Origin of the sequence: Rothia nasimurium (assembly GCF_928381705.1) — a bacterium.
Lineage (GTDB): Bacteria > Actinomycetota > Actinomycetes > Actinomycetales > Micrococcaceae > Rothia > Rothia nasimurium_G.
The window spans coordinates 27,674-52,965 of sequence record NZ_CAKMSR010000011.1 but is presented as its reverse complement, the minus strand read 5'-3'; the positions used below and the strand labels follow the sequence as shown (position 1 = coordinate 52,965).

The following is a 25,292-nucleotide window of genomic DNA, read 5'->3' as shown; positions in this document are numbered from 1 at the left end:
AGTGGAGGCGAGGGGACTCGAACCCCTAACCCCCTGCTTGCAAAGCAGGTGCGCTACCAATTGCGCCACGCCCCCGTGGTGTTATGCTTCTACCTTACTACAGGTTTTTTGCACGCGCAAACCAATTCTACCAAATATGCGGTTAGCTCCGCCACAGGTTGAGGGTGAAAGTCTGAAAAATAGGCGATATACCCCGGTTTATCCAAGGTGGTGCAGGTACATGTCGGGGTCATCGAGCATATTGCGCCAGTGGGTGGTCATATCGAGCTCAGCCCAGGCCAGTTTCTGGATCCCCCACTCCCCTATTTCCCACACCAGTTCATTGCGGCGTGCAGCGAGCGCAGCAAGGAGCGGGCTGTGGGTGCAGAGCACTACTTGCCCGCCTCGCTCAAGAAAGGCAAGGACGCGGGCACACAGCTCTAGTTGCCCCGAGAAAGATAGGCCCGATTCTGGTTCATCAAGAACCCAGAGGCCGTAATCTTCGAAAGATTCTTCAAGTAAATGCTGGGTGCCCTCCCCGTGGGAGAGGCGCAGAATATCGGTTGCCTGCTTTGATTTGAGGCTGGCCAGGTGTTCCAGGTGGGCCAGCATTCCTTCAGCTCGCAGGAAGAGCCCTGCCCGGCATCCTGCCGCACCTCGCACTACCTGCAGGTCAGCCCCAAAAGCGGAGGCCTGTTCAAAGGTGGGGCGGGCAACCCGGTTATCCCCACCGCCAAGTGGCAGGCCATAGGCTTCTGCGATGGATTCAACCAGGGAAGACTTGCCAGCCCCGTTTTCTCCCACGATAACCGTGAGCCGCCCAAAGGTGAGCCCGGCGAGCGCTGCCCGAGTAACCGCAAGACAATAGGGCCAGGTATGGGCGCGGACGTCCGTGAGCGGCTCGAAGTCGCTACGGGCGGTGATACTGCGGAGGGGAAGGTCGTTGAGCACCATACAAGGAACCCTACCGGCTTAGCAGGAGGGGGCACAAGGAACCAAAACCCCGTTCGTCCACCCTTTAAAACCAGTAGGGGCCGGTGGTTTCAGATGAAACCACCAGCCCCCGCCGTCTATAAACAGAACCCTTTTATTTAGCCTACAGCTCCCAGGAAGTTGAAGCCGGTGTAGGCGTAGATGAAATCCTTGGCGATCCAGAGAATACCGCTCACAACAGCCAAAGCCAGTACCGCAAACAGCACGTAGGCGGCAGCGCGGGCCACAGGGGCAGGCTCAGTGTAGACAGTACCCTCGGGGGTCTCTACAGCTGTGCCACTCATCAGGCGCACACCCAGGGCGTAGAGAATCGGCAGGCCAGCACCAAAGCCCAGACCGGCCAGAAAGACGGGGTAAATCTTGTGGAAGATATCAACAATCAACATTTAGGAACCAGCCTTCACGGTGGGAATCGACTCGGTGTGCACCTCACGGGCGGTGACGGCCTCACCCGAGTGCATATCGATGTGGCTGACGGCGCTCTTGCGGGAGTGGGCCCACATCCAGAAGCAGAAACCGACCAGAATGAGGAAGACGGTTGCCTCACCCATCCAGGCGCTACCGGTCATGGAGTTGATGCCGTTACCCACGAACCAGGTCAACGCGCCGACGGAGCCAGCGGCGGGCAGGGTGATAATCCAGGCGATAACCATACGGCGGGCGGTTGACCAGCTCACCTTAGCGCGACGGCCGAGGCCGGAGCCGATGATGGAGCCGGTTGCCACGTGAGTGGTAGACAGGGCCATACCGAAGTGGGAGGAGGTCAGGATGATAGCTGCCGAGGAGCCGTCCGCAGCAAAGCCCTGAGGGCCTTCAATATCGACAATGCCCTTACCCATGGTCTTGATGATGCGCCAGCCACCCAGGTAGGTACCCAGGGCGATAGCCAGGGCACAGACCAGACGTACCCAGAAGGGGATGTCTGCTTCGGGGTTGATTTCGTTGGCGGCCACCAGGGCTAGGAAGATAACACCCATGGTCTTCTGGGCGTCATTGGTGCCGTGGGCCAGGGACATCAGGGAAGCGGCAGAGATCTGACCGAAGCGGAAGTTCTTCTTCTTTTGTTCGGCGGGGACGGGCTTGGTGAGCGCATAGATGAGGGCGGCACCGACACCGGCAACTACACCCGCGATGAGCGGTGCCATCAGGGCCGGGACGATAATCTTCATCAGCACGCCGTTCCAGAGCACGCCGCTGGTGCCCAGTGACGCCAGGGTTGCACCGATCAGGCCGCCGAAGAGGGCATGAGAGGAGCTAGAGGGTAGACCCAGCAGCCAGGTGAAGACGTTCCAGAGGATAGCGCCAACCAAGCCGGTAAAGACAATGAGCATGAGGCTGGGGCCACCGCCGGCAGTTTCAAGGTCGATGAGGCCGGAGCCGACGGTCTTAGCTACCTCGATGGAGAGGAAGGCGCCGATGAGGTTAAGGACGGCTGAGAGAGCGACAGCCGCCTTGGGCTTGAGGGCGCCGGTGGCGATAGATGAGGCCATGGCGTTGGCGGTGTCGTGGAAGCCGTTGGTGAAGTCGAAGGCTAGTGCGGTCAGCACTACGATCACCAGAATGATGAGTTCTGTAGTCACGGTTTCTATTCTTGTGGGCAAGGCAGGTTTTGGGAAACATCAGGCAACTGAGGGGTTAGGCAGGGGTGAAATGTTGCTTAAGTTTCATAAAACCCACAAGAGGCATATTTTTAACAAGGACGCCCGCCGCGGCGAGGGCGGAATACTTTCGTTTCACCTGGTTAGGGGGTATTCCCTGCGAGGCTCCCCCTTAAAAGAATGTGGTTTTATATGGCTTTCCCCGAGCAGGCAGGGCCTCTCGTCACGAAAATCCCACACTCGGGGCGATGTTGTTTACCATTTGTTCATCTTAAGACCCCGTGGGGTTGCTCATAAACTGCCACAAAAGTTCAAGGTTTAGTTGAACTCTATTTCCACACCCCACCCGCCCCAGAGCAGAAGCGCCTATACAAAAAAGGAACCCCAGTCTTTCGACTGGGGTTCCTTACCACATTTAATTCGGCGATGACCTACTCTCCCACACCGTCGCCAGTGCAGTACCATCGGCGCTAAGAGCCTTAACTTCCGGGTTCGGGATGGGACCGGGTGTTTCCCTCTTGCTATAATCACCGAAGAGTGGAGGCGAGGGGACTCGAACCCCTAACCCCCTGCTTGCAAAGCAGGTGCGCTACCAATTGCGCCACGCCCCCATCGGGTGCTACCTATGAAATTTTATCTGTAGCTTCTTCCCAAGTTTTTTTATTCTCCTGAGAATCCTTAGCTTTCTTTGCTGCTACCGCTGTTGCCAGCGCAGCGAGCGTGATTGCCATAAATTTCTTCATGTCAACCTTTCAACCAAGGTGAGTGGGCGTACCAGGAATTGAACCTGGGACCTCTACATTATCAGTGTAGCGCTCTAACCGTCTGAGCTATACGCCCTTGGTGTTCATCAGAACGAGATATAACTTTACACAGGTTTTGACACCTTGCCAAATCGAAATAGCGTGTTCTGAGACACATACCCTGAAAGGGTGTTTAAAAGCTTCGTGGCGCCCTGAATCTACAGGGCGCCACGAGGCAGGGTTTTGGTTTATTCGTCGGTGAGGGTTACGCCCACGCCGCCAACCAGCTTGGCTGCCACGTTGTAGAGCATGGCTGCCAGGGTGCCGAGCAGGGTGAAGAGCACGACGTTCACCACGGAGATGATGGTGCTGTAGAGAGCTACCTGGCCCAGTGAGAGGTACTGGGAGATGTCTACGGCGTCACCGGTGGTACCGAGCAGGGTCAGCAGGTCATTGAGGCTCTGGAAGGCACCGGTGGCCTGCATGACGAGCCAGAGAATAACGGCTGCAACCACGGTAGCGATACCGATGGCGACCGAGAGCAGGAAGACGAGCTTGGCGACCGAGAAGGTATCTACCTTGGCAACGACCAGGCGAGCGCGACGGATCTTGGAGCGGGGGGCGGGGCGCACCAGCGGCTTGCGCTGGGCACCTGCGGACGCCGCACTCTGGGGGCGTGCCTTACCTTGGGCAGCGCGCGGGGTGCCGGCTCGCGGCGCTGGCCGCGGTGCGGTTCCGGTGCTTTTAGTGCTCACTCTTACCTCCAAGTGCGTCTGCGGTGTCGGCTACTGCCGGGGTGGTGTTGTTTTCTAAAGGTACTTCATCTGCCGGCTTTTCGGGGCTTTCGGCGCCGTTTTCGTCGGTGTCGTCTGCCTCATCGATGTTGCGCTCGTAGTTGCGGGCAACTTCGAGAATCTCGTCATTCTTGCCGGGCTTGGCGAAAATGACACCCATGGTGTCGCGGCCCTTGGCCGGTACTTCTGAGACCGAGGTACGCACGACCTTGCCGGACTGCATGACGACCATGACCTCGTCCTCTTCGCCCACAATCAGGCCACCGACGAGCTCGCCGCGGTCTTCTGCCAGCTTGGCGACCTTGATGCCAAGACCACCTCGACCCTGTACGCGGTACTGGTCGACCTGGGTGCGCTTGGCGTAGCCGCCAGCGGTGACCACGAAGACGAAGGAGTCGTCGGTGACGACGTTGGCTGAGAGCAGTTCGTCGCCGTCGCGGAACTTCATGCCGGTCACGCCGGAGGTTGCGCGGCCCATGGGGCGCAGGGCCTCGTCAGAGGCGGTGAAGCGCAGGGACTGGCCCTGGCGGGAGATCAGCAGCAGGTCGTCCTCGGCGCTGGCCAGCTGGGCTGAGACCAGCTCGTCGCCGTCACGCAGGTTGATGGCGATGACGCCGGCGGCACGGTTGGTGTCGTAGTCCGACAGGGCGGTTTTCTTCACCAGACCGTTCTTGGTGGCCAGAATCAGGTAGGGGGCGTCCTCGTAGGACTTGAGCTCCATAACCTTGGCGATGGTCTCATCGGGCTGGAAGGCCAGCAGGTTAGCTACATGCTGCCCCTTGGCGTCGCGGCCGGCTTCCATGAGCTCGTAGGCCTTGGTGCGGTAGACGCGGCCCAGGTTGGTGAAGAAGAGAATCCAGGAGTGGGTGGAGGTGACGAAGAAGTGCTGAACCACGTCGTCCCCGCGCAGTGAGGCACCCTTGATGCCCTTGCCACCGCGGTGCTGGGAGCGGTACTGGTCGCTGCGGGTGCGCTTGACGTAGCCGCCGCGGGTGATGGTGACGACCATTTCTTCCTCGGGAATGAGGTCTTCCATGGACATGTCACCGTCGTAGCCCATGAGGATCTTGGTGCGGCGCTCATCGCCGAAGCGGGCGACGATTTCGGCCAGCTCTTCAGAGATGATGGCGCGCTGGCGGTCCTCAGAGGCAATAATCGCGTTGTACTCGTCGATCATGCGCATGAGCTCGTCGTGGCGGTCCTGAATCTTCTGGCGTTCCAGGGCGGCAAGGCGGCGCAGCTGCATGTTCAGAATCGCCTGGGCCTGAGCCTCGTCGATGTCGAGGAAGTCCATCAGGCCGGTGCGGGCGTCATCGGCGGTGGGGGAGCGGCGGATTAGGGCGATGACCTCGTCGAGGGCATCGAGAGCCTTGAGCAGGCCGCGCAGGATATGAGCCTCTTCCTCAGCCTGACGCAGGCGGTAGCGGGTGCGGCGCACGATGACTTCGAGCTGGTGGTTGACCCAGTGGCGGATGAAGGCATCGAGAGAAAGGGTGCGGGGTACACCGTCCACAATCGCCAGCATGTTAGCTGAGAAGTTTTCCTGCAGCTGGGTGTGCTTGTAGAGGTTGTTCAGCACAACCTTGGGCACGGCGTCGCGTTTGAGGACGATGACCAGGCGCTGGCCGGTACGGCCGGAGGTTTCGTCGCGCAGATCAGCGATGCCGGTGATCTTGCCGTCCTTGACCAGTTCGGCAATCTTGATGGCCAGGTTATCGGGGTTGGCCTGGTAGGGCAGTTCGGTGACGACCAGGCAGGTGCGGCCCTGGATTTCTTCGACGTTGACCACAGCGCGCATGGTGATGGAGCCGCGGCCGGTGCGGTAGGCCTGCTCGATTCCCTTGTGGCCCAGGATGGTAGCACCGGTGGGGAAGTCGGGGCCCTTGATGCGGGCAATGAGGGCTTCGAGCAGCTCTTCATTGGAGGCTTCGGGGTTCTGCAGGAACCACTGCACACCGTCGGCTACCTCGCGCAGGTTGTGCGGCGGGATGTTGGTGGCCATACCGACCGCGATGCCCGATGAGCCGTTGACCAGCAGGTTGGGGATGCGGGAGGGCAGGACGACCGGCTCCTGGTTTTTGCCGTCGTAGTTGGGCTGGAAGTCGACGGCGTCCTCGGTGATATCTCGTACCATTTCGAGGGCCAGGGGGGCCATCTTGGTTTCGGTGTAACGGGGAGCTGCTGCACCGTCGTTACCGGGGGAGCCGAAGTTACCCTGACCGAGGGCCAGGGGGTAGCGCATGACCCAGTCCTGGATCAGGCGCACCAGGGTGTCGTAGATAGCGGCGTCGCCGTGGGGGTGGTATTGACCCATGACTTCACCGACCACGCGGGCGCACTTGTTGAAGGAGCGCTCGGGGCGGTAGCCGCCGTCGTACATGGCGTAGATGACGCGGCGGTGCACGGGCTTGAGGCCGTCACGCACGTCGGGCAGGGCGCGGCCGATAATGACGGCCATGGCGTAGTCCAGGTAGGAGCGCTCCATCTCGGAGCGCAGGTCGACAACCTCAACGTTGCCGGCGGCAGGTGCCGGGGTTGCGTCGGTTGTAACGATATCGCCCTCGACGGGCTGGGGTGAGCTGGTGGTGTTCTCGTCGCTCATAAGTTCCTCGTTTTTCGTCCTTGATTTTTATATTCCGTATTGGCTATATAGCGCTTAATTCACACTAAAAAGCCCTAGATATCAAGGAAGCGGATATCCTTTGCATTCTGCTGGATGAATTCTCGGCGGGCCTCGACGTCCTCACCCATCAGCACGGAGAAAATCTGGTCAGCCGCTGCGGCGTCTTCCATCTTGACCTGTAGCAGGGTACGGCGCTCGGGGTCCATGGTGGTATCCCAGAGCTCGGTGTAGTCCATCTCGCCCAGACCCTTGTAGCGCTGGATGCCGTTGTCCTTGGGGATGCGCTGGTTCTTGGCGTAGCCGGCTTCCAGGGCAGCGTCGCGCTCGGCGTCTGAGAAGACGTAGTCGTGCGGGGCGTTGGACCACTTGATGCGGTAGAGCGGGGGCTGGGCTAGGTAGACGTAGCCGGCTTCGATAAGCGGACGCATGTAGCGGAAGAGCAGGGTCAGCAGCAGGGTGGTGATGTGCTGGCCGTCCACGTCCGCGTCCGCCATCAGGACGACCTTGTGGTAGCGGGCCTTCTCGATGTCGAAGTCCTCACCGATACCGGTACCGAAGGCGGTAATCAGTGACTGGATTTCAGCGTTAGACAGGGCGCGGTCGAGGCGAGCGCGCTCGACGTTCAGCACCTTACCGCGCAGGGGCAGAATCGCCTGGGTTTCGGGGTTGCGGCCGCGCACGGCTGAACCGCCCGCGGAGTCACCCTCCACCAGGTAAATCTCTGAAATTGAGGGGTCCTTGGAGGAGCAGTCCTTGAGCTTGCCCGGCATGGAGCCGGTTTCAAGCAGACCCTTGCGGCGGGTGGTTTCGCGGGCCTTGCGGGCAGCCAGGCGGGCCTGGGCTGCGGTGATAGCGCGGCGGACGATTTCCTTACCGGTACCGGGGTTACGTTCCAGCCAGTCGCCCAGCTGGTCCATGGTCTCGCGCTGAACGAAAGCCTTGGCTTCGGAGTTACCCAGCTTGGTCTTGGTCTGACCCTCGAACTGGGGCTCAGAGATCTTGACAGAGACCACGGCGGTCAGACCTTCGCGGACATCCTCACCGGTGAGGTTGTCGTCCTTCTCGCGCAGCAGCTTGTTGTCGCGGGCGAAGCGGTTGATCAGGGTGGTTAGAGCAGTACGGAAGCCCTCTTCGTGGGTGCCGCCCTCGTGGGTGTTGATGGTGTTGGCGTAGGTATGCACCGATTCCTTGTAGGCGGTGGTCCACTGCATGGCCACTTCCAGGCTCATCATGCGGTCGGTATCTTCGCTTTCGAAGGCGATGATGTCATCGTGCACGGTGGTGAGCTTCTTGGAGGTATTCAGGAAGTTCACGTAGTCGAAGAGGCCGTCCTTGTACATGTAGGTGACGGTCTTGTAGCCGTTGGCATCGGCACCCACCTGGTTGAGGGGCAGCTTCTCGGGCTTCTCTTCGCCGGTGACTTCATCCCCCTCGTGCAGCTCGCGTTCGTCGGTGAGCTGGATGGTCAGGCCCTTGTTCAGGAAGGCCATCTGCTGGAAACGGGCGCGCAGGGTCTCGAAATCGAATTCGACGGTTTCGAAGATTTCGGGGTCGGGGTAGAAGGTCTGGGTGGTGCCGGTTTCGTCGGTGGCCTCCCCGCGGGTGAGGGGCTTGACGGTATGGCCGCCGTTGGCGTAGCTGATGTGCCACTTGTAGCCCTGGCGGCGCACCTCGGTTTCGACCTTAGTCGAAAGCGCGTTAACAACGGAGATACCCACACCGTGCAGGCCGCCGGAGACCGCGTAGCCGCCGCCACCGAACTTACCACCGGCGTGCAGGATGGTCATGACGACCTCGACGGTGGGCTTCTTTTCGGTGGGGTGCTCATCGACGGGAATGCCTCGCCCGTTGTCGGCTACTCGCACTGCGCCGTCCTTCTGAATGACGACCTCGATCAGGTCGGCGTGCCCTGCCAGGGCCTCATCGACGGAGTTATCAACGACTTCGTAGACCAGGTGGTGCAGGCCGCGTTCGCCGGTTGAACCGATGTACATACCGGGGCGCTTGCGCACGGCTTCAAGGCCTTCGAGGACCGTGATGTCGGCGGCGCCGTATTCGTGGGAGGTTTCTTCAGTTGCCACAGGTAGTTAGGCTCCTTGCATGGTCGGTCTCGCACCGGCGGCCGTTCAGCGCGGACGCCCGCGCTCAAGGCGGCGGGGTGGGGCTACTGTACGGGCGGGCAGGCGCGCGTATTCTGCTCTCAATTCTACCGCACAGGGCTATTTTTGAACCTGTTTTGTGATGTTTTAGAGGGGTACTTAGGGCCAGAAGAGCCCTAGCTCGCTGCTAGAGCGACCGGAACCCCGATGCTGTGGGTTCTCACAGGGTCAGGGGGTCAGGGGCGCAGAAACGATTTTTGTAATTTGCGCTCTTGGGTTTTCTACCCGTAGGTGTCGCGGGGGCCGCGTCCGCCGGGGGCAACCCGCCGTCCTTTTTTCCAGGAGGGGGCTGCTGGCCCAAAGGCGCGCACGTCTTTGACGACGTCGTCCCCCAGCTCCCCGTTGAAGCGGCGCATGATGTCGTATTTCATCTGGCGAATCTGCACGGCCCAGGCGGTTGATTCGCAGCGGACGGTCATCACCCCGTCCTCAAAACTCTCGGGGGTAGCTTTCGAGGCGATTTGGGGGCCGACCAGTTTATCCCAGCGGGCCATGACCGAGGAAACCGCTAGGGGAGTGGTCCAGCCCCGCTCCATAATGACGCGGTCGAGCAGGCCACCGAGGCTCTGCGGGTCGCGGGCGCTGGGGCCAGCTCCGGTATAGCCACCGAGCTGGCCGGTTGATCCTGTTGAGGCATAGCGACGCACTTTGGTGCCGGGCTCAGCGTTCATGACGCGGCCGAAGTCCTTGATAATTTTCCGACCGGCAGCGCCCTGCACCCGGTGTTCACCGCGGGCTTCTTTGGCAGCCCGGATGCGGCTGAGCAGGGCATGGGGAGCATCCACTGCTTCTACATCATATTCTGAATCAACCATATTTACCCCGTTGCCCAATTATTCCTGATTTGGAATATTACCTAGTGGGGAGCTTTCCACTCGGGCCCTGCCGGGTTCAACCCTGACCAGGGTAATCTCTCCCAGTTCTTCAGGGATATCACTTGCTACAGCACAGGTCACCAGCACCTGCTCAGCACCGGCAACAATAGCACCCAGCTTATGGCGGCGGGCGGTATCGAGCTCAGCAAAGACGTCATCAAGAATCAAGATGGGGGAGGCGCCGGGGGCATCGTTATCTGCCAGGTGCACGTACCAGGAGGCCAGCTTCAGACCCAGGGCATACGACCAGCTTTCCCCGTGGGATGCAAAACCCTTGACCGGGATGCCACCGAGTTCCAGGGCAAGATCATCGCGGTGGGGTCCCACCAGGGTCACGCCGCGCTCCAGCTCTTCCCGCTGCTTATCGGCAAAACCGCGCAACATAGCCTCCCGCAGATCATCTACCCCCATCAGGGCTGCGGTCGGCAGAAGGTTAGCTGAAATCGGCGGGAAAACAGTGGAATCGTACACCAGGCTCACATTCTTGGAACCGTCCGTGAGCTCGGTATAGGCCCTCTGTAGTTGCGGCAGAAGCAGGGCCAGGGTGCGTAGTCGGGCCTGCAGAAGGTGGGCACCGGCGTCCGCCAGCTGCTTGTTCCAGACCTCCAGGGTGTAGGAGTCCTCGGCCCCGGTGCTGCGCCGCGAGCGCATGGATTTGAGCAGGGAATTCCGCTGGCGCAAAACCCGCTCGTAGTCCGCCCGGTAGGCGGCAACAGAGGGGCGCAGGGATACCGCCAAATCATCAAGGAAACGGCGTCGCCCGGCGGGGTCCCCCTTCACCAGCTGCAAATCCTCGGGTGAGAAAAGCACGGTGCGAGTGACGCCCAGGGCTTCACGGGCGCGGACGGGCGCCGCCCGGTTGATGCGTACCCGGTTGCTTTTGCCGGGGGCTAGTTCAAACTCAAGGACGGTCTGCTGGTTGCCGCGGACCGTGCGGGTGCGGATGTAGGCGCGGTCAGCGCCCACACGTACCAGCGGGGCGTCCTGACTAACCCGGTGAGAAGCCAGCTGCGCAGTGTAGTCGATGGCTTCAACGATATTGGTTTTGCCCACCCCGTTTGACCCGAGAAAGACGGTGACGCCGGGGGTGAGGGGAAGAGTCAGGAGCTGGTAGGTGCGGTAGTCCATCAACGAAAGGTGGTCGATGTACAGCGCGCCCTCCTTGAGATAGCGGTTTGACCTGCGGCTTTACTGGTTCTGCAGGCGGATAGGCATGAGCAGGTAGCGGTAGTTCTTCTCGTCCTCAGCCTGCCAGTCGTCCTGTTCAGAGAGCACAACGGGCTTGCGGGGGTCGGTGAAGGAGAAGCGCACGAACTTGTTGGCTGCGAAGGTGTGCAGACCTTCGGAGAGGTAGCTGGGGTTGAAGGCTACGGTGATGTCGTCGCCGTGCAGGTGGGCCTGCAGCACCTCGGTTGCCTGGGCGTCCTCGCCGGTACCGGCGTCCAGGGTGACCTGGCCCTGGCTGAAGGCCAGGCGGACGGGGGTGTTGCGCTCAGCGACCAGGGAGACACGGCGGACGGCTTCCATCAGGTCTGAGGTGCGGACGATCGCGTGCACGGGGGTGACTTCGGGGAAGAGGGAGCGAATCTTGGGGTATTCACCGTCGACCAGCAGGCTGGTGGTGCGGCGGGAGTCAGATTCAAAGCCGATGAGCTCATGGGCATCTGACAGGGCGATGGACAGTTCCCCTGCACCACCCAGGGTCTTGGCGACCTCAGAAAGAGTCTTAGCCTTGACCAGCGCAGCGGTTGAGATAGAAGCGTCTGCGGGGTTCCAGGTCAGCTCGCGCATGGCCAGACGGTAGCGGTCGGTTGCGAGCAGGGTGATCTGGTCACCCTCGATTTCCATGCGTACACCGGTCAGAATCGGCAGGGTGTCGTCCTTCGACGCTGCTACCGACACCTGGGTAACAGCCTTGGCGAACTCAGAGCCCTCAACGGTACCTGATACCGCGGGGAGGGCAGGTAGCTCGGGGTAGTCAGCTACAGGCATGGACGACAGGTTGAAGTTAGAAGAACCGCAGGAGAGGTGAACCTTGCCCTCACGCAGTTCAAAGAGCACGTCAGACTTGGGCAGCGAACGGCAGATATCGGCAAGCAGACGGCCAGATACCAGGGCTTCGCCTTCTTCAGCGATATCGGCTGCGATGTTGAGTTTGGCTGAGGTCTCGTAGTCGAAGCTGGCGATAGACACTTCACCGGCTGCTGCCTTGATGAGCAGGCCAGAGAGTACCGGTACAGGCGGACGGGGGGAGAGGGAGCGGGCAGTCCAGCTGACGGCCTCGGCCAAAGTATCGCGTTCGACAGTAAATTTCACTGGAGCACCTTCCAAAGCTTTAAACATGAGAAGCCCTTAAACGGGCACAGTTCAGGTGTCCAGTCTACCGGACTACCTTGGCACTAAAGCTGTTTTTCTGTAATTACAAGCCGTGACCCTGAACCAAAGAGCCCTCACGAAAATCTGTAATTACAAGAGCTCAACCCCGCCCGGCAGCACGAGCACAGATTTTTTGTTATTTGACGTTTTTTCTTTAAGAATCGTAGTGTTAATAACCCTTGTGAAAACTGTGGAAAACCCCGTTTGAGCCCGGAATCTCAACCAAGTGCTTGTGGGGCGCCTGTGCAGAAAACCCGTCTCCGCTGTGAATGAATAGTGGATGGATATTTATGCAATCACCGAACTTCACAGGCTTTGCATATTCATGCACTTAACATCCACATTAAAACCCCTTAAGTCTCAAAGTTATCTACAACCCTGTGACTAGGCCTTTTAGGGTTAGGATGCGTCACGAGACCCCTGCTTAATACGGTTGGTAAGCTCTGTGACCTGGTTAAAGATAGGTCGACGCTCTGCCATGAGGTTACGAATCTTGCGATCTGCGTACATCACGGTGGTGTGGTCACGGTCGCCCAGCTCCTGCCCGATACGGGGCAGCGACATATCGGTGAGCTCTCGTAAGAGGTACATGGCGATCTGACGCGCGTTCACCAGAGTGCGGCTACGGGACTTCGACCGCAGGTCATCAATCGTTACGTCAAAGTACTCTGCCGTCGCCTGCAACACCTGCGATGCTGTAATTTCCTGGGCACCGTCGTCCAGCAACAGATCTTTGAGCACCTGCTCCGCCAGCTGCATATCCACCGGCTGCCCCTGCAAGGAGGCAAAAGCGGTCACACGAATCAGCGCGCCTTCCAGCTCACGAATGTTGGTGGAAATGTGCGAGGCAATATATTCCATCACGTCATCGGGTACATCAAGACCCTCATTCTGGGCCTTCTTACTCAGAATCGCGATACGGGTTTCGAGCTCCGGCGGCTGAACGTCGGTAATCAAACCCCACTCAAAGCGCGAGCGCATACGCTCTGCAAAACCGGTCAGCTGCTTGGGCGGTAGGTCAGAGGTAATGACCACCTGCTTCTGGTGGTTGTGCAGGGCGTTGAAGGTATGGAAGAACTCTTCCTGGGTACTATCTTTCCCAGCCAAGAACTGAATATCGTCGATCAAGAGCATGTCGACATTGCGGTAAATCTGCTTAAAGGTAATACCGTTGTTGTCGCGAATGGAGTTAATGAAGTCGTTGGTGAACTCCTCAGAGTTCACATAGCGCACCCGCAAACCGGGGTAGAGACTCTTGGCGTAGTGGCCGATGGCGTGCAGCAGGTGGGTCTTACCCAGACCCGAGCCGCCGTAGATAAAGAGGGGATTGTAGGCAGACGCCGGGGTTTCGGACACCGCGAAGGCAGCCGCGTGGGCAAAACGGTTGGACTGGCCAATCACAAAGCTATCGAAGGTGTACTTGGGGTTCAGGCGCGCGGTAGAGTCCCAGGTCTTTGCCTCCCCCGTCTCTGCGGGAGCCTCGATCAGCTCGCCTGCCTCAACAGGCTCTTCAAGGGGCTCTGCCTCGTGGTTGACCTGGGCAAACTCGGGAGCCGCCGGTGCCTGCCCAAAGGTGGGGGCGGCGTCCGGACGCTGGTGGGCAGCTTCGTCGAAACCGGCGTGGGAAGCCGGATCCCGCTCAACGGACGCCGGGAAAGACGGAGCAGCAGGACGCTCGGTTGCGGGTAGCGCCACCTTCTCAGGAGAATTCTCGAGGCTGGTATCAATAATGAAAGCCTCGGTCACCCCCTGGCCAAAGGTTGCAGTAATAGCCTCTTGCAGGGTCTCCTTCAGCTCGTGCTGAAAAATATCGCGGGTAAACTCGCTCGGCACCGCAATCAGCAGCACATTACCCATAAAAGCGTGAGGCTGAGCCAGGCCAATATGCGCACGGTGACGCTGAGCCACCGAAGTATCTGCCCGCAACAGGGTTACCAGGTGCATCCACTTCTTCTGAAGCTCCGGGTCCATATAATCGCCCACTGGCTCTCCTTTAATCTCAGGTCACGCAAAAAACTTACCCACAGCTTAGCCGCAGGGCCCACCGATTTATCACCATGTTATCCACAGGGTGGAAAACTTGTGATTTAACGAGGGGAGTACCTGTTTACAGTATGTGATTAAACCGCGCACCGCTAGCTCAAAACCGCAGTTTTTGTAACTTACAACTTTCCCCGGTGCGCCTGTGGATAACTCTCGCTAGGGCGAGCGCGCTCGCAAGCTATCCACAGGTGTGGGCAAACTCTCCCACCTACCTGTGATTAAAGACCTACCCCTAGCGGGCTTGACCTTATATCACAACCTCTTCTAGAGTTGTTTAGTCAAAGTGTGCTAGGACTATGCCTATATCTAAGGCCTGATATCCGCCCCTTACGCGGCGGAGCTAACACACGAGCAAGAAGCGTCAACCTGTTCGAAGAACTGTTGAAAGGTTGGCCCCCGTACCAACCATTTTTGGAGTAACCAAATGAGCAAGCGGACTTTCCAGCCGAATAACCGCCGCCGCGCCAAGAAGCACGGCTTCCGTCTTCGCATGCGCACCCGTGCAGGCCGCGCCATCCTCGCGAACCGTCGTTCAAAGGGCCGCGCAAGCCTCTCAGCATAAGGCTTCACATCTCCTCGCCTCGGCCTAGCCCCTTGTGCAGGCCAGCGTGACCACGCAGCCCGCCGAGAGACGACCGAAAAGACAAAGGAGACTACGTGCTGGCACAACAGAACCGGATGCGAGCTTCGGCTCAATTCTCAGCAACTACACGTTCCGGCGCCCGCTCAGGGCGTCGGAACTTAGTTCTATATACAGCCAAAACAGGCGAAGAACCAACCATCATCGGTTTCATCGTCTCCAAGGCCGTCGGTAACGCCGTTACCCGCAACAAAACCAAGCGACGCCTCCGCGACATCATCGCCCCCTTCGTCGCCGAAAACCCCACCGGCTACCAGGTGGTCGTACGAGCCCTGCCGCCGGCAGCGTCCGCCCCCTACACCGACCTCGAAACAGACCTGACCAGCGCGCTGGCCACCACCCTCAAAAAACTCGGTGCCACCGCCCGAGAGGAGCTCTAACCCATGAGCACCTCCCACCAGCACCCCGCCGGGGCACCCGCGGACGAAGACGTCCTGCTCGATAACGCCCCCCACGAATTCGTCGTGCCCACCACCATCGTTCAGGCAGCTATCACCCTGCCCCAGAACGTCCTCATCGCTTTCATCAAGGTCTACCGCGCCATCGTCTCGCCGCTCTACGGCAACGTCTGCCGGTACTATCCGAGCTGCTCAGCCTACGGGCTCGAATCGCTCACCACCCACGGCGCCATACGCGGCCTCTCGCTGACCGTCCGCCGTCTACTGCGCTGCCACCCCTGGGCCACCGGAGGCCTCGACCCGGTTCCACCCGGGCGGCGCACCTTCGCCCCCGGCACCGAACCCAAAATAATACTTCTAAACCACCCGCACCAGCACCTGAACCACTAACAGGCACTGGCTGCAGTCCACCACAACCGGCTCACACACCCGAGCCAGGGAGAGAACTATGTTCGACATCATTCTCTGGCCCTTCAAATGGATCGTCTCGGCGATTCTCTGGGCATTCCACGAACTCTTCACCGCCATCGGCATGGACCCCGCGTCCGGCGTCACCTGGGTACTGGCCATCATCGGCCTGACCCTGGTCATGCGAACCCTCACCATCCCGCTCTTCATGAAGCAGATCAAGGCCATGCGCGGCATGCAGGAACTGCAGCCCGAACTGGCCAAGCTCCAGGCCAAGTACAAGGGCAAGACCGACCAGCTCTCCCGCCAGGCCATGGCCCAGGAGCAGATGGAACTCTACCGCAAGACCGGCTCCAACCCCCTGGCCTCCTGCATGCCCATCCTGGTGCAGATGCCCATCTTCTTCGGCCTCTTCCAGGTACTCAACGGTGTACCCAGCGCAGCTGCCAACAATGAGAGCATCCTCATGCTCTCCAACGACAAGGTCGAGCAGTTCAACGACGCCTACATCTTCGGCGCACCCCTCTTCTCCACTATGATGCGCCCCGGCGATGGCAACCACGCAGCGACCATCATCATCGCCGCCATCATGGTAGTGCTCATGAGCGCCACCCAGTTCTACATCACCAAGCAGCTCTCGGCGAAGAACATGTCGGACGCCGCCAAGCAGTCCTCCATATACCGCCAGCAGCAGATCATGCTCTACGTGCTGCCCCTGGTCTTCGCCATCTCGGGTATCAACTTCCCCCTGGGCGTGCTCGTCTACTGGACCGTCTCCAACTTCTGGTCACTGGGCCAGCAGTACTGGGTCATCAAGAACAACCCCACCCCCGGCTCCCAGGCTGAGCGCGAGCTCAACGAGCGCCGCGCCGCTAAGGGTCTGCCCCCCGTCGGTAAGACCAAGGAGCAGCACGAAGCCGAGCTCGAAGCCCAGCGTGAGCGCGCTAACCGCGGCCAGCGTCAGCAGCCTATGAGCAAGAAGCGCCAAAAGCAGCAGAACAAGAAGAAATAGCGGCAGCTACAGGAGGAACCCCCATGACTGAAGCCTACGAAGAAACCGCCGCAGATGACGTCCTAGATACCGACCCCGACCAGGGCTTTGAGGACGAAGGCGACATCGCCGCTGACTACCTCGAAGAACTTCTCGACATCGCAGACATCGACGGCGACATCGACATCGAGGTGCGCAACGGCCGCACCTACCTCTCGGTTGTAACCGAGGACGGCAATAACACTGAACTCTCTGCCCTCGTGGGTGAAGACGGCGAAGTGCTGGACGCCCTGCAGGAGCTCGTGCGCCTCTCGGTGCTGGCTGCCACCGGCCAGCGCACCCGCCTGATTCTGGACATCGCTGAGCATCGTGCCGGCCGCCAGAAGGCTCTCGTGGACATGGCCGAAACCGCCATTGCCCGCGTCAAAGAAACCGGTGACGACGTGCACCTGGAGCCCCTGGGCTCCTACGAGCGCAAGCTGGTACACGACATCGTGGCAGCCCACGGCCTCCACTCCGAGTCCGAAGGCGCTGGCCCCGACCGCCATATCGTCATCATGCCGGCGGAGGACTAAACCATGAGCGAAGAAAACACTGCTCTACCCGAGCTAGCAGGCCCCACCCTGGTAGCTGCTGACCAGATCTTCGGTGACCGCCTGCCCCTGGCAGAGCGCTACGTGGAGCACCTAGCTACCAGCGGCATCGAACGCGGCCTGATTGGCCCCCGTGAGGTTCCCCGCCTCTGGGAGCGCCACGTGCTCAACTGCGCCGTGGTTGAGGAGTTCATCGAGGACGGCGCCCGCGTCGCCGACGTGGGCTCCGGTGCGGGCCTGCCCGGCCTCTGCCTGGCCATTGCCCGCCCCGACCTGCAGCTGACCCTCATTGAGCCCTTGGAGCGCCGAGTTATCTGGCTGACCGAGGTCGTGGACGATCTCGGGCTCGATAACGTCGATATTCTGCGCTCGCGCGCTGAGCAGGCCGTAGGTCAGGTTGACGCTGACTACGTGACCGCCCGTGCCGTCTCAGCCCTCGTTGGCCTGCTGGACATCACCCTGCCGATTCTGCGCGGCACCGGCCAGCTGCTAGCCCTCAAGGGCCGCAGCGCGGCGGACGAGATTACCAAGGCTCAGAAGAAGCTCAACAAGTACGGCGCTCGCGAGACCGAAATTCTGGTTGCTGGCGAGACCCTGCTCGAAGAGCCCACCACCGTGGTGCGAGTAAGCCTCTAGGCTTTAGACCAGGACGGCACAGCCCGGCTTCCCTGTACAGGGAAGCCGGGCTTTTTGTTTGGGACCTATCGGGGGTCTCTTCTGAAAATGAACTCGTAGTCTTGAGTAGAGCCAACCGTGAAGTAGTAGTCACCAACGCGCGCAAAGCCGTAGCGCTGGTAGAGGCGCTGGGCGCCGTAGTTTTCAGACCAGACCCCCAACCAGAGGGAACGGTGGGGATACTCGCGATCCAGCCACTCCAGGGCTGTCTCTAGCAGTCTGGTGCCCAGCCCTGAGCCCTGCTGGTCCTCTAAGACGTAGAGGCGTTTGAGTTCACCGTCCTGGTCGCTGCAATCAGGGTGGGGCAGACCAGCAGAGCCTGCCATGACGTAGCCCAGCGGGGTGCCGGCGTCCGTATCTTCTGCCAGCCAGATGGCGGTGCGGGGGTCTGCGAGATAGGCGAGGTAGTTTTCGGCGGTGTAGGTGGTGGAGAGATAGTGCTTTAGGTCTTCGGGCGGGTAGTAGTTGAAGGTCTGCGCATAGGTGGTAGCAGATAGGGCCGCTAGGGTCTGGGCGTCGTGGGGGAGGGCTCTGCGAATGGTGGTCATGGTCAGTGATTATAGGGGTACGCAAAGTGTTTCACGTGAAACATGGGTTTTTATCTGTAAAACAACTTAATGATGGTGTTTATTTTTCGATGTTTCGAGAGGTGGGAGAGAGCGGGTAACCTTAGATAAGCGAGACCACCACACCTACCGAGGGAGCACAGCCGGTGTCTACTATCTCCAATATTCCCGATTTTGGGTTACCACCTGAACCTCAGGACGCCTCCGCAAAGCCCGACCGCGGCTCACATGTTTCACGTGAAACACGTGAAAAGCTAGAGCGTGCTGACCTTGCGTCCGCCCAGAATAACCCCATCACCCAGCAGGCTCGCTCGGCCAAGCAGCAGTTCGAAGAGCTGGCCAGTGAAACCCTCAGTCGCCCCCGAGAGACCCGCATCTTCACCATCTCTAACCAGAAGGGCGGGGTGGGTAAAACATCAACCGCAGTGAACCTTGCCGCGGCGCTCGCCCTCAAGGGCATGAATGTGCTGGTCATAGATAACGACCCCCAGGGTAATGCCTCGACCGCGCTGGGCATAGAACACGGGGTGGAGGTTCCCTCTACCTACGATGTGCTGATTGACGACAAGCCCCTGGCAGATATTGTGCAGCCCTGCCCCGATATCGAAAACCTCTGGTGCGCTCCAGCCAATATCGATCTTGCAGGAGCCGAGATTGAACTGGTTTCTATGGTGGCTCGAGAGACCCGTTTGAAGAGCGCTGTCTCTGATTATGCTGCCGCGCGAGAAGTTGCCGGACTGCCGCGTCTTGACTATATCTTTATCGACTGCCCTCCCTCGCTAGGGCTGCTCACCATCAATGCCTTCTGCGCCGCCCGGGAGGTGCTCATTCCCATTCAGTGTGAGTACTACGCCCTGGAAGGTCTGAGCCAGCTGCTCAAAAATATCGGCATGATTCAAAAGCACCTCAACTCTGATCTGCACATCAGCACTATCTTGCTTACCATGTACGACGGCCGCACCAACCTCTCATCTCAGGTGGCTGACGAAGTGCGTGAACATTTCCCTGAGCAGGTGCTTGAAACCGCTATTCCCCGCTCTGTGCGCATCTCTGAAGCTCCCAGCTACCAGCAAACCGTGATGAGCTATGACCCTGCATCACCCGGTGCTGTGGCCTACCTGAAGGCTGCTATGGAGATGGCAAAAAGAGTGTAAACACCTTCTTTGCGATGTTTTAGTAAATATCTAAAGAAAGGCAAGGTAGGGTCGCAGCGAGCGTGAGCCTGCGTAGCCTTTCGAACAAGCTCAGTAAGAATGACGGCGCCTTGTGTTTACACGGGGCGCCGTTGGTCTACGCAGCGCAGCTGACTCCACTAGACTTGGGTGGAGAAAACTTTTGAGCACGGAGGTCAATGTGGCAGAGAAAAAACGCGGTCTAGGTCGGGGTCTGGGAGCCCTCATTCCGGAGAGCACAAAGCCCCCGGTCGAGAAGAAAGAAAACGCTCCGGCAGATAGTGAACAGCTCGATCTGGGCCTAGGTGTGGAGGTTCCTGCCCCCGCTCAAAAGAGTGTTTCACGTGAAACATCCAAGAAGAAGCGGGCGGATATGGGAGCTGCCCTCCGCACGGCAACCAGTTCGCGGCGTCCTGTCGATTTCTTCTTCGGCGACGAAACCGCTGCAGCAGGAGACGGCCTTGTGCCTGTTCCTGGCGCTGATTTTGCGACCCTCAACGTCACCGATATTCACCCCAACCGTAAGCAGCCTCGTACCGACTTTGACGAGCACGATATGCAGGAGCTGGTGCACTCTATTAAAGAAATCGGTGTGCTACAGCCGATTGTTGTGCGCCCCAGCCGGGAAAAGGGTGCTGAAAAATACGAACTCATCATGGGTGAGCGCCGCTGGCGCGCTACCCAGCGGGCGGGCCTAACCACCATTCCTGCGATTATTCGTGAGACCCAGGACGAAGACCTGCTGCGGGACGCCCTGCTGGAGAACCTCCACCGTTCACAGCTCAACCCCATAGAAGAAGCTGCCGCCTACCAGCAGCTTCTGGAAGAGTTTGGAACCACCCAGGAACAGCTGGCCCAACGCATTGGTCGCTCTCGCCCGCAGATTTCAAATACTATCCGCCTGCTGAAACTGCCTGCCCTGGTTCAGCGCCGGGTTGCTGCCGGCACCATTTCTTCTGGCCATGCCCGTGCCCTGCTGGGGTTGAAAAAGGCCGCTGATATTGAGACTCTGGCTCAGAAAATCGTCAATGAGGGTCTATCTGTGCGTGCCGTTGAAGAGCTCGTAGCTGCAGGATCTTCTGTTGAGCCCGAGCGAACCAAGAAGGGTGCCAAGGTCCAGGATCACTCTGAGCGACTGGATTATCTGGCAGATGCTCTAGCAGACAAGCTGGATACCAACGTCAAAATAAATCTGGGAGCTCGTAAGGGCAAGATGACCATTGAGTTCGCTTCGGTGGATGACCTCAACCGAATTCTTGACATCATTGATCCCAAGCTCAAGAAAAAGTAGGGGATCGGTCAGTTTGGGCTGGCTGGCCTGCCCTTGAGACCTGGAAGCGGTACCTGCTCGAAGTGCAGGTACCGCTTCTTTATGTTTCACGTGAAACATGGCGCATGTGGGTGCCCCCTGAGCGGAAATATAGGTTTTTTGGGCTTGTGGAGAGGTGAAAAAGCGCTGTACGGCCGTCTGAGGGCCTTAAAGAGGGTGCAACTTACTTGGATGCCGGTTAAGTCGCGTTAGGCGCTGAGAGTGGCTTCTAGAGCCTCAGTTTTTGCAGAAGGGACCAAAATTCTCCTGATTTCCTCGATGGTGCGCGTGCAATCGGAACTAATTTGGTCCCTTCTCGTCGGGAGACTCTGATTTTTCTAACTCGCAGTAAATATTGTGTGAGGTTTGGGTGAGGGGCTGTTCTATACTGGGGGTATCACAAGGAGGTGATAACGATGAATTTTTTCTATGAACTTATTTCCTGGTTTGGCGTTTTCATTATTTACGGTTTGATGTTTCTTGCCTTTGTCGTCATTGTGCGCCGTGTGGTTATTAAAGAAAAGCCTAAAGCGGGAAAATCTAAAAATAAATCTGCCACTAGTAAAGGTGATATATTTTCCGGTGATAAGTCGACGTTGGGTGATGGTTTAGCTCAGCCTATGGAATTATATGGTTCTTCTTTTGCCCCCGGGCGGTCGGCCAGATTTGAAGCTCCCCAGAAAAGCGGCAGGGATAGCTCGTCAATTCATGATCCTGGCAAAGACCCTCTAGAATCTTAAAAGCACCTCTCCAGGGTTGAATTATTGTAAATTCTGAGATTTTTGCCGTTTCACGTGAAACATTACCCGATTTTTAAGTCACTTTTGTTGAATACATGTCATATATGGAGGTTGATGATATGTCTAAAAAATTATTTTTTATAGCCCTCTCCCTGTGGGTGTTCGTTGCATTTATTGAAGTATTTGTATTTTCTCGTATGTTTACTTCGTGCCCAACAAATCTAGATTCAATCTATGGAGATGCCGGAGTTTCTCTTATTCCGCTGGGATATACCTGCACTTGGGATTCTTTTCCCCAGGGTGTAGTGGTGAAAAGTTACCCGCCTCTATCGACCCTGTTGACACCGTTGGTGCTTTTATTATGGGGATTTAGTCTTCTTGAAAAGAAAAAGAAGTGAGATTCTTGTAAACGAAGGGATTAATGTTTCAAAATATCTGTTGCGTGCATGCACCATCTGTTGCACGTATGCAACAGATGTTTTAGGTGGGGCATGTGGATATACCTGAACTCATCCGTGAAGTAGCCAAACAGTCTACCCCACCCTGCCAGAAAACCTGCCTCAAACTCGTCCTGAAGTAGCCCAGTGGTTAGCTCGCTAGAACGGTGGGGAACTACACCTACCACCCCAGAAGCTCCCCTCCGCGCCGCATACGTTGGGGCAACGACGAGGAGCAAATTTCTGCCTACTTTTGCTCTGCAGCGCAATCTTAGTTCTATTTTGATGGAAACAACGGTCAATCTGCTGGGTTTCACGTGGAACATTCCGGCCCTCTTCTGGTGTCTCTGGCAGCCTTCTGTGGCCACAAACAAGCCCCTCAGCGGGAAGCTGAGGGGCTTGTCAGGGGTGTCTAGAGAAGCAGCAAAGCCTACTTGAGGAACTCCGCAAACTCCTGCTCCAGGGCAGCCTTGGGCTTAGCGCCGACGGTCTGCTTGGCAACCTCGCCGTCCTTGAAAACGTAGATGGCGGGGATAGAAGTGATGCCGTACTTCATTGCGGTGGCGGGGTTGTTCTCAACATCGAGCTTGAGCACCTTGACCTTATCGCCGTACTCTTCACCGAGCTGGTCGATGATGGGGCCGACCATGCGGCAGGGGCCGCACCATTCAGCCCAGAAATCGACGATGACGGGCTTGTCTGACTTCAGAACCTCGTCAGCAAAAGTAGCGTCAGTAACCTGCTGTGCCATGATAAATAACCTTTCGTAGAGGGGCTAGGGGAGGCCTAGAGAGCCTCAAGATAGTGCTGGGCATCCAGGGCCGCAACGCAGCCTGAACCGGCTGCGGTGATGGCCTGGCGGTAGGTGGGGTCGATGACGTCGCCCGCGGCAAAGACGCCGGGAATAGAGGTGCGTGAAGAGCGGCCCTCTACGGCGATGGTGCCGGCCTCGGTCAGCTCCAGCTGGCCCTGCACCAAGGAAGTGCGGGGGTCTGAGCCGATAGCAACGAAGACACCCTCAACATCCAGGGTGGTTTCCTCACCGGTCTTCACATTCGACAGGGTCAGGCCAGAAACCTTCTCGTCGCCGTCAATGGTCTTGACGACCGAATCCCAGATAACCTCAATCTTCTCGTGAGCCAGGGCGCGCTGGGCCATGATCTCAGAAGCGCGGAATGAATCGCGGCGGTGAACCAGGTAGACCTTAGACGCAAAAGAGGTCAGGAACAGGGCCTCTTCGAGGGCGGAATCGCCGCCGCCAATAACAGCCAGGGCTTTCTCCTTGAAGAAGAAGCCGTCGCAGGTTGCACACCAGGAGACTCCGTGGCCAGAAAGGCGGGCTTCGCCGTCCACACCCAGCTTGCGGTACTCAGAACCGGTGGAGATGATGACGGTCTTGGCCAGATGAACTGACCCGTCGGTCAGAATAACCTTCTTGACATCGCTCTCCAGCTCAACCTCGGCGACGTCCTCGTAGCGAATATCTGCGCCGAAACGCTCTGCCTGGGCGCCGATGTTGGTCATCAGTTCTGGGCCCTGAATGCCGTTAATGAAGCCGGGGAAGTTCTCGACCTCGGTGGTGGTCATCAGGTCGCCACCGGGAGAGATCGATGAGGCAAAGAGGACGGGGTTGAGGTTGGCGCGGGCGGTGTAGATAGCGGCAGTGTAGCCGGAGGGGCCTGAGCCAACAATGATGACGTTGTGAACGGTCTGATCGTCGTTCTGGGCGGTAGCGTCGGGGGCGGTAGTGGTGGCTGAGCCTGCCAGGTTGAGGCCGGCAGCGGCGCCGCCGAAGAGGCCGCCGAGTGCGTTGTCGGTCATTGTTCTCCTTGGTGTTGATTTGGTGCGCTATGGGTATGGAACGGCGGGTGGGTGGGGTTTATTCCCAACCCACCCGCCGGCGGTAGATGTGCTGTTACTTGACGGAAATTTCTGCCAGTCGCAGGCCGTAGACGTAGCCCGGTACGATGGGCTGGCTTAGCTGCGGTGCGCTGGTGAACTGGACGATGATGTATTCGGTTTTGCCGTCCTGGGCGTCCTTGTTGAGCTGGACGGTGGTGTCACCCGTGGCTGCGAAGCTACCGGATCCGATTTCGGTGGCTCCCTCGATGGAGGCTGAATCGTTGGCGTAGATGGTGAATGCGCCGCCTACACCTGACACCTGGTTGATGGTGATGCTGTTGACGGTGGTTGCCTCATCGAGCTTGGCTGAGAGATAGAAGGAATCGGTCAGCCCACCAAAGTTCGCTGAGCCAAAGGCCAGGGAGAGCCATGTGGTGGAGGCGTTACCGTCGGTCAGGTTGTCCAGCAGGGAATCGCTTTCAGCCATGAGGGTGGGAGCGGACGGCACCGTGCGGGTGAAGGTTCCCTCAATCTTGGGGGTGGGTAGGGCGGTTTCGCTGGGGGTTGCTGAGGCGGACGCACTGGCTGAGGCGGACGCGGATGCGCTCGCGGAGGCGGTAGCTACGGCGGTACCGTTAGCGTCGAGTACCTGCTTTGAGGCCTCGGAATCCGCCATGCCGCCGAGGCTGGCAAAGACGGCTCCGGCGCCGATAACGAGCAACAGGACGGCCGCGATACCAACGACCCACATGCCACCGTTGCGTTCGGTGGGTTCATCGCCCTCGTAGTAGCCCTCTTCTTCGGCATCGTATTCTTCGAACTCGTCGGCGGGCTCTTCCTCTGCGGTGGAGAGGTTGCGGGTGGCAGAGATGGAGGTTGCACCCGCTACCGCTGCGGCACCTGCTGCCGCGCCGGCGTCCTGGCCCTGGCCAGCGGGCTTTTCTTTAGCCACCACGTAGGTATTGGGGGCGGTCATGGAACCGGTATCACCAAAGATTTCCTCACCGAATTCTTCAGCGGAGTTGCTGCCGCCCTCGGTCAGGAGCACATCGAGCAGGGTGTCGGGGCGGGAATGGGAGGTAATCAGGTAGGTGCGCTCGCTGTGGTTGCCCAGGTCGAGCACCTGCACAGCGGAACGGGAAAGCGCACTGGAGTTGCGGGCGTTGGTGACCAGCAGACGGTTGTGGTCGGGGGCAGCTACAAGGATGGAGACCTTGCGGCCGAGTACCGTATCAAGGCCGTCGAGCACGGTGTCGCCGCTGGCTGTGTCGAGCAGGTGCGCGGTGACTTTGTAGCGATCTCCCAGCAGGGTGTTGAGGGGAATCTGCTGTGTCAAGT

Annotated in this window: 25 protein-coding genes, 3 tRNA genes and 1 rRNA gene; 10 read left to right on the top strand and 19 right to left on the bottom strand. The window is 58.9% G+C overall.

Annotation, left to right across the window (positions count from 1 at the left end; all coding sequences use genetic code 11):
- Window positions 1-2: 2 nt before the first annotated feature.
- The 15 genes from L6762_RS09685 to dnaA form a co-directional block, all read right to left on the bottom strand.
- Window positions 3-75: transfer RNA gene (locus L6762_RS09685), tRNA-Ala, on the bottom strand.
- Window positions 76-198: 123 nt separating this feature from the next.
- Complete coding sequence (locus L6762_RS09680; protein WP_237187039.1) at window positions 199-933, bottom strand: ATP-binding cassette domain-containing protein; 735 nt, start codon at window positions 931-933, stop codon at window positions 199-201.
- A 137-nt stretch (window positions 934-1,070) separates the two neighbouring features.
- Window positions 1,071-1,358, bottom strand: coding sequence for a hypothetical protein (locus tag L6762_RS09675; RefSeq protein WP_237187038.1), 288 nt, complete (start codon window positions 1,356-1,358; stop codon window positions 1,071-1,073).
- Entirely contained in the window at window positions 1,359-2,552 is a 1,194-nt protein-coding gene (locus tag L6762_RS09670) for an inorganic phosphate transporter (protein WP_237187037.1), read from the bottom strand. It abuts the gene before it with no gap.
- Between the two features lie 436 nt (window positions 2,553-2,988).
- Window positions 2,989-3,105: ribosomal RNA gene (gene rrf, locus L6762_RS09665) — 5S ribosomal RNA — on the bottom strand.
- Between the two features lie 3 nt (window positions 3,106-3,108).
- Window positions 3,109-3,181 (bottom strand) — tRNA-Ala (locus tag L6762_RS09660).
- Between the two features lie 12 nt (window positions 3,182-3,193).
- Window positions 3,194-3,313, bottom strand: a complete 120-nt coding sequence (locus L6762_RS09655; protein ID WP_221625849.1) for a DLW-39 family protein — start codon at window positions 3,311-3,313, stop codon at window positions 3,194-3,196.
- Between the two features lie 23 nt (window positions 3,314-3,336).
- Window positions 3,337-3,410: transfer RNA gene (locus tag L6762_RS09650), tRNA-Ile, on the bottom strand.
- Window positions 3,411-3,561: 151 nt separating this feature from the next.
- On the bottom strand, window positions 3,562-4,068 hold the full coding sequence (locus tag L6762_RS09645) for a DUF3566 domain-containing protein (RefSeq protein WP_237187036.1): 507 nt from the start codon (window positions 4,066-4,068) through the stop codon (window positions 3,562-3,564).
- Window positions 4,058-6,709: a DNA gyrase subunit A gene (gene gyrA / locus L6762_RS09640; protein WP_237187035.1), complete on the bottom strand. Its 2,652-nt coding sequence runs from the start codon at window positions 6,707-6,709 to the stop codon at window positions 4,058-4,060. Before gyrA ends, L6762_RS09645 begins: the two co-directional genes overlap by 11 nt.
- A gap of 74 nt (window positions 6,710-6,783) precedes the next feature.
- Window positions 6,784-8,811: a DNA topoisomerase (ATP-hydrolyzing) subunit B gene (gyrB, locus tag L6762_RS09635; protein ID WP_237187034.1), complete on the bottom strand. Its 2,028-nt coding sequence runs from the start codon at window positions 8,809-8,811 to the stop codon at window positions 6,784-6,786.
- A 299-nt stretch (window positions 8,812-9,110) separates the two neighbouring features.
- Window positions 9,111-9,704 (bottom strand): DUF721 domain-containing protein, encoded by a 594-nt coding sequence (locus L6762_RS09630; protein ID WP_237187033.1) that lies wholly within the window; start codon window positions 9,702-9,704, stop codon window positions 9,111-9,113.
- An 18-nt stretch (window positions 9,705-9,722) separates the two neighbouring features.
- The gene (gene recF, locus L6762_RS09625) at window positions 9,723-10,916 is read right to left on the bottom strand and encodes a DNA replication/repair protein RecF (protein ID WP_237187074.1); all 1,194 of its coding nucleotides are present in this window, start codon (window positions 10,914-10,916) and stop codon (window positions 9,723-9,725) included.
- Between the two features lie 36 nt (window positions 10,917-10,952).
- Window positions 10,953-12,080, bottom strand: coding sequence for a DNA polymerase III subunit beta (gene dnaN / locus L6762_RS09620; protein ID WP_237187032.1), 1,128 nt, complete (start codon window positions 12,078-12,080; stop codon window positions 10,953-10,955).
- Window positions 12,081-12,539: 459 nt separating this feature from the next.
- Complete coding sequence (gene dnaA / locus L6762_RS09615) at window positions 12,540-14,111, bottom strand: chromosomal replication initiator protein DnaA (RefSeq protein WP_423817121.1); 1,572 nt, start codon at window positions 14,109-14,111, stop codon at window positions 12,540-12,542.
- A 496-nt stretch (window positions 14,112-14,607) separates the two neighbouring features.
- Between dnaA and rpmH the strand changes: the two genes are divergently transcribed.
- The 6 genes from rpmH to rsmG all read left to right on the top strand — a co-directional run bounded on the left by rpmH (window position 14,608) and on the right by rsmG (window position 17,849).
- Window positions 14,608-14,745 carry a 50S ribosomal protein L34 gene (rpmH, locus tag L6762_RS09610; RefSeq protein ID WP_083091541.1) on the top strand — a complete coding sequence of 46 codons (138 nt, stop codon included), beginning with the start codon at window positions 14,608-14,610 and terminating at the stop codon, window positions 14,743-14,745.
- 95 nt (window positions 14,746-14,840) lie between these two features.
- The gene (gene rnpA, locus L6762_RS09605) at window positions 14,841-15,203 is read left to right on the top strand and encodes a ribonuclease P protein component (protein ID WP_237187031.1); all 363 of its coding nucleotides are present in this window, start codon (window positions 14,841-14,843) and stop codon (window positions 15,201-15,203) included.
- Window positions 15,204-15,206: 3 nt separating this feature from the next.
- A complete protein-coding gene (gene yidD, locus L6762_RS09600; RefSeq protein WP_237187030.1) occupies window positions 15,207-15,611 on the top strand; it encodes a membrane protein insertion efficiency factor YidD in 405 nt (134 codons plus the stop codon).
- 58 nt (window positions 15,612-15,669) lie between these two features.
- Window positions 15,670-16,641: a membrane protein insertase YidC gene (gene yidC, locus L6762_RS09595; RefSeq protein ID WP_237187029.1), complete on the top strand. Its 972-nt coding sequence runs from the start codon at window positions 15,670-15,672 to the stop codon at window positions 16,639-16,641.
- A 23-nt stretch (window positions 16,642-16,664) separates the two neighbouring features.
- Complete coding sequence (locus L6762_RS09590; protein ID WP_237187028.1) at window positions 16,665-17,195, top strand: protein jag; 531 nt, start codon at window positions 16,665-16,667, stop codon at window positions 17,193-17,195.
- Window positions 17,196-17,198: 3 nt separating this feature from the next.
- Window positions 17,199-17,849: a 16S rRNA (guanine(527)-N(7))-methyltransferase RsmG gene (gene rsmG, locus L6762_RS09585; protein WP_237187027.1), complete on the top strand. Its 651-nt coding sequence runs from the start codon at window positions 17,199-17,201 to the stop codon at window positions 17,847-17,849.
- Window positions 17,850-17,914: 65 nt separating this feature from the next.
- Here the strand turns inward: rsmG and L6762_RS09580 are convergent, their stop codons facing one another.
- Complete coding sequence (locus tag L6762_RS09580; protein ID WP_237187026.1) at window positions 17,915-18,436, bottom strand: GNAT family N-acetyltransferase; 522 nt, start codon at window positions 18,434-18,436, stop codon at window positions 17,915-17,917.
- A 353-nt stretch (window positions 18,437-18,789) separates the two neighbouring features.
- Here L6762_RS09580 and L6762_RS09575 point away from each other — a divergent pair, with 353 nt between their 5' ends.
- The 4 genes from L6762_RS09575 (at window position 18,790) to L6762_RS09560 (ending at window position 22,073) form a co-directional block, all read left to right on the top strand.
- Window positions 18,790-19,608 (top strand): ParA family protein, encoded by an 819-nt coding sequence (locus L6762_RS09575; protein WP_237187072.1) that lies wholly within the window; start codon window positions 18,790-18,792, stop codon window positions 19,606-19,608.
- Between the two features lie 199 nt (window positions 19,609-19,807).
- A complete protein-coding gene (locus L6762_RS09570) occupies window positions 19,808-20,917 on the top strand; it encodes a ParB/RepB/Spo0J family partition protein (RefSeq protein ID WP_237187025.1) in 1,110 nt (369 codons plus the stop codon).
- 434 nt (window positions 20,918-21,351) lie between these two features.
- The gene (locus L6762_RS09565; protein WP_237187024.1) at window positions 21,352-21,675 is read left to right on the top strand and encodes a hypothetical protein; all 324 of its coding nucleotides are present in this window, start codon (window positions 21,352-21,354) and stop codon (window positions 21,673-21,675) included.
- A gap of 119 nt (window positions 21,676-21,794) precedes the next feature.
- The gene (locus L6762_RS09560; RefSeq protein WP_237187023.1) at window positions 21,795-22,073 is read left to right on the top strand and encodes a hypothetical protein; all 279 of its coding nucleotides are present in this window, start codon (window positions 21,795-21,797) and stop codon (window positions 22,071-22,073) included.
- Window positions 22,074-22,542: 469 nt separating this feature from the next.
- Here L6762_RS09560 and trxA read toward each other — a convergent pair whose 3' ends face one another.
- The 3 genes from trxA to L6762_RS09545 all read right to left on the bottom strand — a co-directional run bounded on the left by trxA (window position 22,543) and on the right by L6762_RS09545 (window position 25,290).
- Entirely contained in the window at window positions 22,543-22,863 is a 321-nt protein-coding gene (gene trxA, locus L6762_RS09555; RefSeq protein ID WP_185173759.1) for a thioredoxin, read from the bottom strand.
- A 35-nt stretch (window positions 22,864-22,898) separates the two neighbouring features.
- Window positions 22,899-23,933 carry a thioredoxin-disulfide reductase gene (trxB, locus tag L6762_RS09550; protein ID WP_237187022.1) on the bottom strand — a complete coding sequence of 345 codons (1,035 nt, stop codon included), beginning with the start codon at window positions 23,931-23,933 and terminating at the stop codon, window positions 22,899-22,901.
- Window positions 23,934-24,027: 94 nt separating this feature from the next.
- Complete coding sequence (locus L6762_RS09545; protein WP_237187021.1) at window positions 24,028-25,290, bottom strand: serine/threonine protein kinase; 1,263 nt, start codon at window positions 25,288-25,290, stop codon at window positions 24,028-24,030.
- Window positions 25,291-25,292 lie beyond the last annotated feature (2 nt).

Coding starts and splice junctions, on each gene's coding strand:
- rsmG (WP_237187027.1), top strand. CDS start 17,199: ATGAGCGAAGAAAACACTGCTCTACCCGAGCTAGCAGGCCCCACCCTG.
- rpmH (WP_083091541.1), top strand. CDS start 14,608: ATGAGCAAGCGGACTTTCCAGCCGAATAACCGCCGCCGCGCCAAGAAG.
- gyrA (WP_237187035.1), bottom strand. CDS start 6,709: ATGAGCGACGAGAACACCACCAGCTCACCCCAGCCCGTCGAGGGCGAT.
- yidD (WP_237187030.1), top strand. CDS start 15,207: ATGAGCACCTCCCACCAGCACCCCGCCGGGGCACCCGCGGACGAAGAC.
- trxA (WP_185173759.1), bottom strand. CDS start 22,863: ATGGCACAGCAGGTTACTGACGCTACTTTTGCTGACGAGGTTCTGAAG.
- L6762_RS09630 (WP_237187033.1), bottom strand. CDS start 9,704: ATGGTTGATTCAGAATATGATGTAGAAGCAGTGGATGCTCCCCATGCC.
- L6762_RS09565 (WP_237187024.1), top strand. CDS start 21,352: ATGAATTTTTTCTATGAACTTATTTCCTGGTTTGGCGTTTTCATTATT.
- L6762_RS09560 (WP_237187023.1), top strand. CDS start 21,795: ATGTCTAAAAAATTATTTTTTATAGCCCTCTCCCTGTGGGTGTTCGTT.
- dnaA (WP_423817121.1), bottom strand. CDS start 14,111: ATGGACCCGGAGCTTCAGAAGAAGTGGATGCACCTGGTAACCCTGTTG.
- L6762_RS09675 (WP_237187038.1), bottom strand. CDS start 1,358: ATGTTGATTGTTGATATCTTCCACAAGATTTACCCCGTCTTTCTGGCC.
- L6762_RS09590 (WP_237187028.1), top strand. CDS start 16,665: ATGACTGAAGCCTACGAAGAAACCGCCGCAGATGACGTCCTAGATACC.
- L6762_RS09655 (WP_221625849.1), bottom strand. CDS start 3,313: ATGAAGAAATTTATGGCAATCACGCTCGCTGCGCTGGCAACAGCGGTA.
- yidC (WP_237187029.1), top strand. CDS start 15,670: ATGTTCGACATCATTCTCTGGCCCTTCAAATGGATCGTCTCGGCGATT.
- L6762_RS09680 (WP_237187039.1), bottom strand. CDS start 933: ATGGTGCTCAACGACCTTCCCCTCCGCAGTATCACCGCCCGTAGCGAC.
- trxB (WP_237187022.1), bottom strand. CDS start 23,933: ATGACCGACAACGCACTCGGCGGCCTCTTCGGCGGCGCCGCTGCCGGC.
- L6762_RS09580 (WP_237187026.1), bottom strand. CDS start 18,436: ATGACCACCATTCGCAGAGCCCTCCCCCACGACGCCCAGACCCTAGCG.